The sequence below is a fragment of the Actinomadura sp. NPDC047616 genome, assembly GCF_040642915.1.
In the GTDB taxonomy this organism is placed as follows: domain Bacteria; phylum Actinomycetota; class Actinomycetes; order Streptosporangiales; family Streptosporangiaceae; genus Spirillospora; species Spirillospora miaoliensis.
In genome coordinates this window covers 230,197-242,780 of the sequence record NZ_JBEYTB010000004.1, presented here as the reverse complement: position 1 = coordinate 242,780, position 12,584 = coordinate 230,197, and the positions used below count along the sequence as shown (strand labels likewise).

The window sequence follows — 12,584 nt, the reverse complement described above, 5'->3', positions numbered from 1 at the left end:
AGGGCATGGGCGCCATATCGATCGATGCCTCAGAGTAGGCATGTCGGGATCCCTCGGTAAAGAATGAAGCCGTCCCGCTTCACCGGAAAATGCCGGAGCCGTCGTGAAACACCTTGGGGTTCTCGCTCACAGCACGGGAGGGGCCGCGCTCTGCTTCCTCACTTTCTGTGAGGAGGGATTCCACCGGACCGGCCGCAACGAGCATCCCGACGTCACCCTGGACTACATCGCCTTCGGGTACAGCATGCCCGCTTGGGACGCGGGAGATCACGCGACCGTCCGGGCCACCCTGGCCACCAGCGCGCAGCGGCTCGCCCGGGCCGGCGCCGACTTCTTCGCATGCCCGGACAACACCGCCCACATGGCCATGGAGGTGCCGGGACCGGACCTGGCGCTGCCAGGCCTGCACATCGCCGAGGTCGTCGCGGACCAGGCCGCGGCCGAGGGGCGCACCCGTGTCGGCGTGCTGGGCACCAAGTACACGATGGACGGCCCGCTGTATCCGCGTGCGTTCGCCGCCCGTGGGATCGCCGCGGAACTGCCCGACGCCGACGACCGCGACCTCGTCAACGAGGTCATCTTCAAGGAGCTGGTGAACGGCGTGATCAGCGACGCGTCGCGCCAGGAGTACCTCCGCGTCATCGACCGGCTGGCCGACCGGGGCTGTGACGCGGTCGCCCTCGTCTGCACCGAGATCCCGTTGCTGATCACGCCCGATGTCTCCTCTCTGCCGACGTTGGACTCGACCCGTCTGCTGGCCCGTGCGGCCTATGACGTCGCCGTCGGCAAACGGGCGATGCCCGACTGGCGCGGTGGCCCTCGATGAGCCAGGGACGCCGCGGAACGGAGCGCACGAGGTCACATCCCGAACAGCGCCTCGGGGAACTGGGGCTGACGTTGCCGGAGGTCGTCCCCCCTGTCGCGACGTACGTGCCCGCCGTACGCAGCGGTGACCACGTCCACGTATCGGGCCAGGTGCCGCTGCGGGAGGGGCGGCTGATCGCGGTCGGCCGGCTCGGTGACACGGTCAGCGTGGAACTCGGGTACGAGTGCGCGCGCCAGTGCGCGCTGAACGCACTGGCGGCGCTGAAGGCGGAGATCGGTGACCTGGCGGCGGTGGCCCGCGTGGTCAAAGCCCTGGTGTTCGTCGCGTCGACGGCCGGCTTCACCCGGCACCCGCGGGTCGGCGACGGGGCATCGGACCTGCTCTGCGAACTTTTCGGCGACGTCGGACAGCATGCCCGCTCGGCGGTCGGCGTGTCGACGCTGCCGCTGGGCTCGCCCGTCGAACTGGAACTCCTGGTCGAGCTTCACCGACCGGCACGCGGCTGAGCCCGCGAATCCCCTGAAGCCCCCGGCCGCCGGCCTGCGGGGAAGGCAACACCTTTCGTCACGAGGAGGGCGCGCATGCCCGCGAAAGTCCCGGCGGCGATCGTCGGTTCGGGCAACATCGGAACGGATCTGCTCTACAAGCTCCGCCGGTCCGAGCTCGTCGACCCGCGTTTCATGATCGGCATCGATCCCGGCAGCGAGGGCCTGCGGCGCGCGAAGGACCTCGGCGTCAAGGTGTCCGCGGAGGGCGTCGACTGGCTGCTCGGCCGACCGGACCGACCCCCGCTGGTCTTCGAGGCGACCTCGGCGAAGGTGCACGCCGCGGCCGCGCCGCGCTACGCGGCCGCGGGAATCACCGCGATCGACCTGACACCCGCGTCGGTCGGCCCCTGGGTGGTGCCCGCCGTCAACCTCGACGACCATTTGGAGGCGCCGAACCTCAACATGGTCAGCTGCGCGGGACAGGCCACCATCCCCCTGCTGCACGCGATCAACCAGGTCGCCGACGTCTCGTACGGCGAGATCGTCGCGACCATCGCGAGCGCCAGTGCCGGTCCGGGGACCCGGTGGAATCTCAGCGAGTTCAGTGAGAAGACCGCACAGGCCCTGATCGCGGTCGCCGGAGTGGACGAGTCCAAGGCGTTCTCCTTGATCAATCCGGCCGAGCCGCCCATGGTCATGCGGGACACCGTGTACGCACGGGTTCGCCGGAGCGACGCCGGCCGGATCGAGCGCGCCGTGCGGGACATGGTCGCGAAGGTCCGCCGCTATGTGCCGGGTTACCGGCTGCGACTCGTGGAGGTCGACGGCGACCTGGTCACCGTCATGGTGCAGGTGGAGGGCGCCGGCGACTTCCTGCCCACGTATGCGGGCAATCTCGACATCATCACCGCCGCCGCGGTCGCCGTCGCCGAACGGATCGCGGAGAAGACCCTGCGAGCCGCCCGATGATCACTCTCGTGGACACGAGCCTGCGCGACGGCATGAGCAGCGTCTCGCACAGGTTCACGCCGGACCAGGTCGGCGCGGTCGCCAGAGGCCTCGACAGGGCGGGTGTCCGGGTGATCGAGGTCGCCCACGGCATCGGCATCGGCGCCTCCTCGGTCCAGTACGGGTTCGCCGCCGCGACGGACGTCGAGTACGTACGGGCCGCCGTCGCCGCGGTGGACAGGGCGGACATCGCCGTGTTGTACGTGCCGGGGATCTCGACGCTTGCGGCCCTGGACGCCGCCCGCGACGCGGGGGCGGCCACGGTGCGGGTCGCCACGCACTGCACCGAGGCCGACTGCGCCGAGCAGCCGATCCGCCACGCCCGCGACCACGGCATGCGTGTCATGAGCTTCCTGATGATGAGCCACAAGCTCGAACCCGCGGCCCTCGCCGAGCAGGCCGCCAAACTGGACTCCTATGGCGCACAGGTGATCTACGTGGTCGATTCCGCCGGGGCGCTCGTGCCCGGCTCCGCCGGAGCCCGCGTCGCCGCCCTGCGCGACGCGGTCCACGCCGACATCGGGTTTCACGCCCACAACAACCTGGGAGTGGGCATCGGCAACGCGCTCGCCGCGGTCGAGAACGGCGCGACCTACATCGACGGGTCTCTCCGAGGTCTGGGGGCCAGCGCGGGCAACGCCCAGACGGAGGTTCTCGCGGCGGCGCTGGAACGAGCCGGTCACCACCCGGGAGTCGACGTCTTCGCGCTGATCGAGGTCGCCGAACGCGTCATCGCACCGTTGATGACCGAACCCCAGATCATCGACGAGACCGCGCTCCTGCTCGGCTACGCCGGTCTCTACTCCACCTTCTTTCACCCGGCGAAGCGCGCCGCGGACAAGTACGGCGTGCCCGTGCGCGAACTCCTCCTGGAACTGGGCCGGCGCGAGGTCATCGGCGGCCAGGAGGACATGATCATCGACGTCGCGGCGGAGCTCTCCAGCCGGTACGGAGCGCGTCAGTGAGGACTTCCGAGATCCGTGAGGCGGCCGCCGCGTTGCTCGACGCCCACCGGTCGGGCACGCCGATCCCTCCCCTGAGCGCGACCTACCCCGGCGCGACGATCGCCGACGCCTACCGGATCCAGCAGGAGCAGGCGCGTTGCTGGACCGAGGCCGGAGACCGGGTCCGCGGCCACAAGATCGGCCTGGTCTCGGCCGCGATCCAGCGGCAGATGGGCGTCCACGAGCCGGACTACGGCCATCTGACCGCGAGCATGCTCCGCCCGGAGCACCGGCCGATCCCCGCCCGCGCGTTCATCCAGCCCCGGATCGAGCCGGAGATCGCCTTCGTCCTCGACGCCCCTCTCCGGGGACCCGGCGTGACGGCCGACGACGCCGTCAGGGCGGTGGGATACCTGCTGCCGGCGCTCGAGATCGTCGACTCCCGGATCCGGGACTGGGAGATCTCGATCGTCGACACGATCGCCGACAACGCGTCGTCCGGGGCGGCGATCCTCGGTAGCACGCCGATCGATCCGGCCGACGTCGACCTGCCGTCCGCGAACTGCGCTCTGCTCAGGAACGGCACGGTCATCGAAACTGGCACGGGAGCGGCGGTCCTCGGCACGCCGTTCAACGCTTTGGCCTGGCTGGCGAACGCCATCGGCGCGATGGGGGTGTCGCTGGAACCGGGCCAGGTCGTGCTGTCCGGCTCCCTCACCAGGGCCATCCCGATTGCGCCGGGCGACAGCATCACGGCGGAATTCCCCGGGATCGGGAGGGTGACGGCGATGCTGGCCGAGGATGCCCCGTCCTGACAGAGAGGAACCGCCAGCGATGCACCCGGGTTGGGCTGCGGCCGCAGCCCAACCACCCGGCACCCTGCAGCCGCTCTCCCGGCCTCGCAGGCCGTGCCATCGCGGGCATCCATATCCGCAGCCGGTCAGCTAGGCGGCACGGTAAACGGGATCGTGTCGGTCACGGTGATGAGAGTTGGTCCCACGTTGGGAATCGGCGATCTCAGGGGTCGTGGTGTTGTGGCTATACCGCGTTCGTCTGCAGTGCGCCCCGCAGGACGAACGCGACCGTGTCGTCCAGCCCCTGCTCGACCAGATTCGGGGGGAGGGCGCCGCTCACCACCAGGGCGGCGAAGCCGTGCAGCGCGGCCATGACGGGCAGGGCGATGCTCTCCACCGGGCCGTCGCGCACTTCTCCCCTGCGCTGACCGTCCTCGATCAGCTCCGCGGCGAGCGTCGCCAGCCTGTTCGTGGCCGCGATCAGCGCCTCGGACGCGGCGGGGTCGTGCTTGACCGAGTACATCAGGTCGAGCAGGGCGGCGTTGCCGATGGCGAAGCCCACGTAGGCGCGCAGGACGGCGCTCAGCCGGTCGGCGAACGAGTCGTCCGCCTCCTCCAGCGCCGCGGTCATCGCCGCCCCGAGCCGCTCGAATCCCGCCAGCGCCAGCGCGTCCAGCAGCGCCTGCTTGTCCTTGAAGTGGCGGCTCGGCGCGGCGTGGCTGACGCCCAGGTCACGGGCCAGCTCCCGCAGCGACAGCGCCCCCGGCCCCTTGTCCCGCAGCGTCTGCTCGGCGCGGGTCAGCAGCGCGGCGCGCAGGTCTCCGTGGTGGTAGCGGCGGGTCGTCATGGCCACCAGCCTAGCCCCGTCGTGGTCACCGCCAACATTGTTGACATTGACAGCATTGTTGGCGTTGTCTACATTTCCTTCATGGCGAAGAACAAGACCTCACGCTGGACCGCAGCCGACCTTCCCGACCTGACCGGCCGAACCGCCGTGGTCACCGGAGCCAACAGCGGGCTCGGCGCCGCCACCGTCGAAGCCTTGGCCCGCGCGGGCGCGCACGTCGTGCTCGCCGTGCGGGACACCGGCCGTGGCGAGACCGCCGCCGCGGCCGTCAAGGGCGCGCGCGGCACCCTGGAGGTGCGCCGCCTGGACCTGGCCGACCTCGCCTCGGTCCGCGAGTTCGCCGCCTCCTGGCAGGGCGACCTCGATCTGCTGATCAACAACGCCGGTGTCATGAACATCCCGGAGTCGCGCACCAAGGACGGCTTCGAGATGCAGTTCGGCACCAACCACCTCGGCCACTTCGCGCTGACCAACCTGCTGCTGCCGCACGTCACCGACCGCGTCGTGACCGTCTCCTCCGGCGCGCACAGGTGGCCCGGCACCCGCATCCACTTCGAGAACCTGAACCTGACGGGCGAATACTCCCCGACCCGCGCCTACAGCCAGTCCAAACTGGCCAACCTGCTGTTCACCCTGGAACTGCAGCGCCGCCTGACCGCGGCCGGCTCCCCGGTCCGCGCCCTGGCCGCCCATCCCGGCTATGCCGCCACCAACCTGCAGGGCGGCGACGCCAGCGTCCTGCGCCGCGCGTCCATGCTGTTCGGCAACCGGATCGTCGCGCAGGACAGCAGGGCGGGCGCGCTGCCCACGCTGTACGCCGCCGTCCAGGACCTGCCCGGTGCGTCCTATGTCGGCCCGAACGGCCTGGCAGAAATGCGCGGCGCCCCCACGCTCGTCGGCCGATCCACAGCAGCCAGCGACCCCCAGACCGCCCGCCGCCTATGGACCGCCTCAGAAGAACTGACCGGCGTCCCCTTCCCCGACCCCCTGCGCACAGCCACCCCCGCCTGACCCCGCGTACGGACACCCCGCGCACCTAAGCCTTAGTGTCTTTCCAGGGTCGAGACGGAGTTCGGTTGACCGGTGCCAGTGTCCGACCGGCCGAACTGCCGACTGTCCTGCGAATGCCTGGGCGAACCGGGGCAGACCAGGGAGGCCAGGGTATGCCGCAGACGTGTGCCGGTCGTGCCTCCCCCGGATGCGGGTGGTGGGGCCAGTCCGCTCGGGCGGGGTGGTCAGGGCAGCAGGAAGTAGGACGGGGTGTTCCCTGCGCAAAGGGGCGTTGGCGACCTAGAATCTGGCGCTGTCCCGGGCGCCCTTCCCCGGATTCTGTGAGGGGAGCGCTCACCCGCACGCCCGGCGGCCGGTAGGTATTCGGCGGTAGTAGGGCCCGGGTTCAGATGGGCTGATAGCCAGGTGGCGGAGCGGCACCGGCGACGGCGCGCGGACGCCCCAGTGGGGGCGCGGCGGGCTCTCGCGGGATCCCTCGACCACGGCGACTCGTAGACCCACTCCACGTCTCCCGAAACAGGCCCGCGACCTCCTCCGCCGGCACCCGACCCGGCGTTCGTTGACCTGCTGACCGGGCCTACGACTTCGTCGGCTTGCGCGCGATGAGACGGCCGTGCTGGAACCTCTCGTTCTCGGCCGGCTCGCGACGCGACCGGCCGATCTCCGTGAGCCCGGCCTTGGACGCCAGGTCCGCGACGTGGTCGATGGAGAGCCGGTAGGCGAGGGAGACCTTGTGGTCGAACGGCTCGGCCGGGTGTGGCGAGTCGTCGCCGGTCGCGAAGAACCCGACGAGCAGATGACCGCCCGGCGCCAGCACCCGCGCGAATTCCGCGAAGATCACCGGCAGATCCTCCGGAGGCGTGTGGATGATGGAGTACCAGGCGAGAACGCCGCCCAGCGTGCCGTCCGCGATGTCCAGCGCGAGCATCGAACCCTCGTCGAACCGCAGGTCCGGGTACTCCTGGCGGGCCAGCTCGATCATCGCCGGCGACGCGTCGATGCCGAAAGCGGTCACACCGAGGGAGGCCAGGCGCGCCGTAACGCCGCCGGGGCCGCATCCGAGGTCGGCCACCGGCCCGGCGCCCGCGGCTCGTACGAACTCGGCGAACGCGGTGACCAGGGCGCGGTCCAGCGGATGGCCTTCGACCGAGTCACGGAACATCTCGGCGTAAAGGGTGGCGACGGCGTCGTAGGCCGCCCGGGTGGTGTCCAGGGAGGAAGACTCGATCACGCTTGACGACCCTAGTCCGCCGCCCTGCCCTGTTGGACCGTGTCGTGATCCGGGCGGGGTGCCTGGCGGAAACATGGCTCCGTGAGCGCCAGTTCCGACTGGGGGTCATGCCGAAAATGCCGACGCCGAGCTTGGCAACAGCCCCTCCCGGGCCGCAGCTCAACGATCACAGTTCTGATGCCAGACGCCCCCGAGCACGGCCGCCCGGCACAGCGGCAGCGCTCAGGTACGGGCGGGGCAGGACAGGGGCGCCATGAGTGAACTCCGGTGAACTGGATCGCGCGTACGGGGGTGGCGTCCATGATTTCCGCAGCTCAGCACACTGCCCCTGAAGGCAGTGGGAAGGATCAGGTCACGCGGCCTGCGCGGGCGCAGCCGCCAGCAGCCCGAGCACGTCGCCGAGTCGTCGGCGCGCGTCTGGGTCGGTGATCAGCCCGTCGTCGCCGATCATGCCGCGGTCCACCGGGATCTTCACGCAGCCCGCCTCCACGATGCGGGCGCCGGTGTAGCCGAGGACCGCCTGCAGCGTGGCCTCCGCGCCGTGGCCGCGGCCCGGGGCGGCCGCGTTGACCCAGGCCACCGGCTTGTCGCAGATCTCGGTGCCGCCGACCGTCCAGTCCAGCAGGTTCTTGAACGAGCCCGGCAGGGTGCCCGCGTACTCCGGGGTGCAGATCAGGATCGCGGCGGCCTGGTCGATCGCCGCCCGGAGACGGACCACGGGGGCCGGTGGCGGGTCGGTGTCGTCATCGGGGTTGAAGTGCGGAAGCTCCGCCAAGCCGTCGTACAGGACGGCGCGCACCCCCTCGGGCGCGACGGCCTGCGCCGTGCGCAGCACCGATTCGTTGGTGGAGCCGGACCTCAGGCTCCCCGACAGCAGCAGGATCACCGACGATGTGGACATCCGCTCAACCTACTCCGGGCCCCGGCCGTGCAACTTGTCATGGCCCCCGCAGAGATCGCTCGGTGGCTTGCCTTCGGTGTTCTTGGGCACGCCGTCGTCCTCGCAGGACTTGTAGCGGCGTCGATGCCCCCGGCCATGGGTCGAAACCCTCGCCGGCCCAGGAGGGTTGGCTGTTGGTGTTGCCGGTCCGGCCGTCCACGCTTTGCGCCGAGTAGCCCACCCGGATCGACGGAGACAGGTCCCCAGGCACCGGGACGGCGCGCATCGGGTACTTCCAGGTGAAGTCTCGCCGGTATTGCCTAGACGTCCCAGGTCGTCGAGGGTTCCAGCTGGGTGGCGGTGTAGCCCCCTTACGAAACGGCCGGACCGGGTGCCGCCGCCAGCACCACCGGTGCCGCCGCGCCGGTGTCGACGTCGGCGGTCAGCGTCTTGGTATCACCGTCGTTGGTGGTGCTCAGTGGTGTGGAACGGCGGCATTCGGTCTTCTGCGGTCTGCTCACCGCGCACGCGAGCAGCTGAACAAGCCGCAGTCGAGTGCCGTACGCTCCGCCGAAGGACTGGGCGAACGCGGTCCCGACCCGGCCGCCGACGACCTTCCCAGCGGGAGCGACGGTGAAGACAAGTTCCCCACACTGGCGCAGCATGCGGCTTGACGGTTGAGGATCTCGCCCCGGGCCTTGCCGGCCATCGCCGGTCGCGACCGCGTGCCCTTTACGCGAGGCCGGGGCCCTGTAGCCACACCGGGAGATCATCGGTCCGAGCCAGCCCGTTCGCCGCAGCCGTGCGCTGCGTTGAGCGGGTGCCATCGTCGAGGGTCACCTCGGCCGCGTCGGCCTTCGACCAAGCGGCCTTGGCGGCAGGTCCCGGCTTGGCTGCCGGGTCGCTCGTGCGTGGGCGATCCTTGAGAGCCTCTTGCCCTCGACGACACGTTTCCCGGTCGCCCACCTTTGGGCGTTCGGAGTTCGGCGGATCGGCCTGCGCGGGCGGCACCGAGGCCAGTCCCACGGCGATGTCGGTTGTGAATGACAGGCACCGCGTTGGGGAAGGGGGCACGCGCATCTCCTGAGTACGGAGGAGCGTGCGGCACACAGGGCTGCGCATGACCATGCCACTTACCGGGGCTTGCTCCTGATCGTCTCCGGCTTGGCGGCCTGGTTCATTGACGATGACCTCCTTGCTGCCGCCGGGCTGGTCGCGCTTCTCGTCGCCGGGGTGGTGGCCCTCTTCCAGGAGGGGGCGAAGGTGGCGGAACCGGCTACGACGGTGGGGCCGGGTACGACGGCCGCTCCTCCGCTGGCGGTTTCGGCGGCGACGGGAACGGGGGTGGCGACGGCGGCGACTGAGCGCCGCGCATCCGGATCACATGGGGCGGACACGGTACGTCGGAAACGGGGTGGAGGAACAAGGGCGCGCGGAGTGTGTGCTCAGCGCGTCGCCGCAGATGACAGGGCCCTGTTCACGTCGCCTCCGGCGGGCGGCGCCGCAGCTCAGCGGCACCGGTGCCGATCGAGCCGCCATCCGCGCCTGCCGGTCACAGTCCGTATGCACGGTCCGTGTTCCCGGCCGGCCGGGCCGCCGGCGTTGGTGGCGTGGTCCGTGCCTGCGCCGGCCGGTGCGGTGGCGGCGGAGGCGCGGCGGGTGGTGTGGTGCGGGAGGCGACATGAATCCGGGGTGGATTCTGTAGGGGTGCCGGATCCACCGCCTCGTGCCCGAGCTGACGGTTGGTCGGGGGCTGGGAAGTAGGCTTGGGCGGTGTTCTCGGCCCAAGGTCCCTCTCTGCGTGAACTGGCGATGCAGGCGCTGTCCTCGGTCGAGCGCGGCTACGACCTGCTCGCTCCGAAGTTCGACCACACGCCTTTCCGCACCCCGGATGGCATTCTCGACGCGACCGCCGACGCGCTGGGTTCGCTGGGGCCCTTTGGCGACGGACTGGACGTGTGCTGCGGCACCGGTGCGGGCATGCGGGTCCTCCAACCCCTGTGCCAAGGACGGATCACGGGCGTTGACTTCAGCGCCGGCATGCTCGCGCAGGCGCGCAGGGCGCATCCAGACGCCGAGTGGGTACGGGCCGACGTCCGCGACCTGCCCTTCGACGAGGCCTTCGACCTCGCGGTCAGTTTCGGGGCGCTCGGACACTTCTTGCCCGCCGAACGGCCCGCGCTCTTCTCCGGGGTGTACCGCGCGCTACGGCCCGGCGGGCTCTTCGCCTTCCCGATCGGTGCACCGCAGCCCATCACCTCGGGCTGGTACTGGGCGCTGCTCGGGTTCGACCTGGCCATGCGGGCCCGCAATGCCGTGTGGCGTCCCCCGTTCGTCATGTACTACCGCACGTGCCCGCTGCATGCGGTCCGCGACGATCTGACGGCAGCCGGATTCACCGTGACGACAGTCCCCCTGACGCTTCTGGGCCGACGCGAGGACGGCAGCCCGCGCTACCGGCTTGTTCTCGCGCGCAGACCCGGCACCCCTGACTGATCCGCAGCCGCTCAACCACACGCGGGTCGAATACGACGGGTGGACGGCTCAAGGGGCCGTTATCAACGGTTGCCGGCGTCAGCGGCCTCAACGAATCGGTGGAGTGTTCGGGGCGGAGGTTTTCACGTGCCTGGGCAGGTCCGATCAGGCCGTGGTGGGGTAGGGCGGCCTGTGCCCTGACCACGGGGCAGTGGTGAGGCCGACCGGCGGCGGGAGTGGCTGGGAGCCGCACAGGCCATTCGGTGCAGGCGCGGGCCGAGTCGCGCGGGTCGGATTCAGCGCGCGGGTGACCAGGTGCAGGACGGTCAAAGGCGGGGCAGGCGGCGGAGTTCCGCATGGCCGGCGGCGGCCGAGGTTCGTCAAGGCGCCGGACGGGCGGGCGGCACCGGCGGGTGATCAGCGCGGACTGGCGTCGGGCTGGGGTGGGACGGGTTGCTCGGCCAGGCGGCGTAGCAGGTCGACGAGGTGCCGGCGTTCGGCGTCGGTGAGCCGGCCGAAGATGTGCTCGCCCGCCTGCTCGGCGATCCGCCGTGCCTTCGTCAGGGTCTGCTCGCCGCGGCGCGTCAGCACGATCGAGTACGCGCGCCGGTCCTGCGGCGCCCGCTCGCGGGAGACCAGTCCCCCGTCCTCCAACTCGTCGATGAGCCGGACCATCGTGGACTTGTCGATGCCGATATGGCTGATCAGGTCCCGCTGGCTGACCGGGCCGTACATCGGCAGCGCGAGCAGCACGGCGAATCCGCGGACGTTGATGCCCAGCGGACGCAGCGCCTCGTTCAGGCGCTCCCGGCTCTGGTTGTGGGCCTCGGCCAGCAGCATGCCGAGCCCCACCTGATCGGCGGCCGGGCCGCCCTCCCCGGACAGGAGGCGTTCCAGCAGGTCGTCCAGCATGGGCCCAGTCTAGTAGCTCCTGATATAGTCTCAGATGAGATTATCTCATATGCGCCACCTCCTCGCGATCGACAAGGAGACCCTCATGCCCGAGCTGACCCGCCGGGGGACACTCAAGCTGACCGCCGCGACCGGCATGGCGGCGGCGGCCGTCGCCATGCCCGTGCCGCTGCCGGTGCGCGGCGCCGCCGCGAGCCCGCACCGGCCCTCGTACGGACGGATCGACACTCACCACCACGCCGTGCCACGCAGGATGCGGCTGTGGGCGATCGAGCAGGGCATCATCCCGCCCACCGGCGGTCCCTCCTGGGCCCAGTGGACCCTGCCGAGCACCCTGGAGACCTTGGAGGCCAACGGCATCGCCGTAGGGGTGGCCTCCGCACCCGTGCCGGCCGAGGTGTTCGCGGACCGCAAGGTCGCCGAGTCGGGCGTGCGCGTGTGCAACGAGTCCCTGGCCGAGCTGGTACGCGACCATCCCACCCGGTTCGGCTTCTTCGCCAACGTGGCCATGCTCCACCCGGACCTGGCGCTCTGGCAGATCGCGTACGCGCTGGACGAGCTGGGCGCCGACGGGGTGCTGCTCAACACCTCGGCCGCCGGGCGCTATCTCGGCGACCGGGCGTTCGACCCGCTGCTGGCCGAGCTCGACCGCCGCGGCGCCGTCGTGTTCACCCATCCCTTCTCGCCGAAGGGGATCGTCGAGGTGCCCGGGGTGGGAGACTGGCTCGGCGACTTCCTGCTCGACACCACCCGCACCGCGCTCAGCCTGATCGCCGCCGGGGTCCTGGACCGTTATCGGCGGCTGTCGATCATCTTGTCGCACGCGGGCGGGTTCCTGCCGTACATGGCCGGCCGCGCGGAGCGCTGGGGCAGGGAGGACGACGGGCCCGACCCGGCGAAGTTCCGGCGGGCGCTGCGACGCTTCTACTACGACACGGCGCTGCCGATGTCCCCGTACGCCACCCCGACGCTGCTCGGCGCGGTCGGCGCCGACCGCGTGCTGTTCGGCACCGACTGGCCCGCCAACTCCGCCCGTGAGGTGGCCCGCAACACCGCGGACTTCGACCGCGACCCCGGTGTGGACCGCCGCGCGCACCAGGCCATCGCCCGGGACAACGCGCTGCGCCTGCTCCCCCGCCTTGCGGGAGGACGTCGGTGATCGGGACCC

General features: G+C 70.8%; 13 protein-coding genes. 8 read left to right on the top strand and 5 right to left on the bottom strand.

Features of this window, described 5'->3' with window-relative positions; genetic code table 11:
* Positions 1-103 precede the first annotated feature (103 nt).
* The 5 genes from ABZ801_RS11890 (at position 104) to ABZ801_RS11870 (ending at position 4,081) form a co-directional block, all read left to right on the top strand.
* Positions 104-826, top strand: a complete 723-nt coding sequence (locus ABZ801_RS11890) for an amino acid racemase (protein WP_360696267.1) — start codon at positions 104-106, stop codon at positions 824-826.
* Positions 823-1,332: a RidA family protein gene (locus tag ABZ801_RS11885; RefSeq protein WP_360696264.1), complete on the top strand. Its 510-nt coding sequence runs from the start codon at positions 823-825 to the stop codon at positions 1,330-1,332. Before ABZ801_RS11890 ends, ABZ801_RS11885 begins: the two co-directional genes overlap by 4 nt.
* 75 nt (positions 1,333-1,407) lie before the next feature.
* Positions 1,408-2,283: an acetaldehyde dehydrogenase (acetylating) gene (locus tag ABZ801_RS11880; RefSeq protein WP_344957414.1), complete on the top strand. Its 876-nt coding sequence runs from the start codon at positions 1,408-1,410 to the stop codon at positions 2,281-2,283.
* An 8-nt stretch (positions 2,284-2,291) separates the two neighbouring features.
* Entirely contained in the window at positions 2,292-3,287 is a 996-nt protein-coding gene (dmpG, locus tag ABZ801_RS11875) for a 4-hydroxy-2-oxovalerate aldolase (protein WP_344957416.1), read from the top strand.
* Positions 3,284-4,081: a 2-keto-4-pentenoate hydratase gene (locus ABZ801_RS11870; RefSeq protein ID WP_360696259.1), complete on the top strand. Its 798-nt coding sequence runs from the start codon at positions 3,284-3,286 to the stop codon at positions 4,079-4,081. The genes dmpG and ABZ801_RS11870 overlap by 4 nt, the downstream gene beginning before the upstream one ends.
* A 223-nt stretch (positions 4,082-4,304) precedes the next feature.
* Here ABZ801_RS11870 and ABZ801_RS11865 read toward each other — a convergent pair whose 3' ends face one another.
* Entirely contained in the window at positions 4,305-4,907 is a 603-nt protein-coding gene (locus ABZ801_RS11865) for a TetR/AcrR family transcriptional regulator (RefSeq protein WP_360696256.1), read from the bottom strand.
* A gap of 81 nt (positions 4,908-4,988) precedes the next feature.
* On the opposite strand from ABZ801_RS11865, the gene ABZ801_RS11860 reads away from it, so the two are divergent.
* Positions 4,989-5,918, top strand: coding sequence for an oxidoreductase (locus ABZ801_RS11860; protein ID WP_360696253.1), 930 nt, complete (start codon positions 4,989-4,991; stop codon positions 5,916-5,918).
* Positions 5,919-6,495: 577 nt separating this feature from the next.
* Here ABZ801_RS11860 and ABZ801_RS11855 read toward each other — a convergent pair.
* The 3 genes from ABZ801_RS11855 to ABZ801_RS11845 all read right to left on the bottom strand — a co-directional run bounded on the left by ABZ801_RS11855 (position 6,496) and on the right by ABZ801_RS11845 (position 8,694).
* Positions 6,496-7,149 carry a methyltransferase domain-containing protein gene (locus ABZ801_RS11855; RefSeq protein ID WP_360696251.1) on the bottom strand — a complete coding sequence of 218 codons (654 nt, stop codon included), beginning with the start codon at positions 7,147-7,149 and terminating at the stop codon, positions 6,496-6,498.
* 352 nt (positions 7,150-7,501) lie between these two features.
* The gene (locus ABZ801_RS11850; RefSeq protein ID WP_360696248.1) at positions 7,502-8,050 is read right to left on the bottom strand and encodes an NAD(P)H-dependent oxidoreductase; all 549 of its coding nucleotides are present in this window, start codon (positions 8,048-8,050) and stop codon (positions 7,502-7,504) included.
* Between the two features lie 350 nt (positions 8,051-8,400).
* Positions 8,401-8,694, bottom strand: coding sequence for a hypothetical protein (locus ABZ801_RS11845; protein WP_360696246.1), 294 nt, complete (start codon positions 8,692-8,694; stop codon positions 8,401-8,403).
* 1,108 nt (positions 8,695-9,802) lie between these two features.
* On the opposite strand from ABZ801_RS11845, the gene ABZ801_RS11840 reads away from it, so the two are divergent.
* Positions 9,803-10,525 (top strand): methyltransferase domain-containing protein, encoded by a 723-nt coding sequence (locus ABZ801_RS11840; protein WP_360696242.1) that lies wholly within the window; start codon positions 9,803-9,805, stop codon positions 10,523-10,525.
* Positions 10,526-10,921: 396 nt separating this feature from the next.
* Here the strand turns inward: ABZ801_RS11840 and ABZ801_RS11835 are convergent, their stop codons facing one another.
* Positions 10,922-11,416, bottom strand: coding sequence for a MarR family transcriptional regulator (locus ABZ801_RS11835; protein WP_360696239.1), 495 nt, complete (start codon positions 11,414-11,416; stop codon positions 10,922-10,924).
* Positions 11,417-11,465: 49 nt separating this feature from the next.
* Between ABZ801_RS11835 and ABZ801_RS11830 the strand changes: the two genes are divergently transcribed.
* The gene (locus ABZ801_RS11830) at positions 11,466-12,575 is read left to right on the top strand and encodes an amidohydrolase family protein (protein WP_360696236.1); all 1,110 of its coding nucleotides are present in this window, start codon (positions 11,466-11,468) and stop codon (positions 12,573-12,575) included.
* Positions 12,576-12,584: the final 9 nt, after the last annotated feature.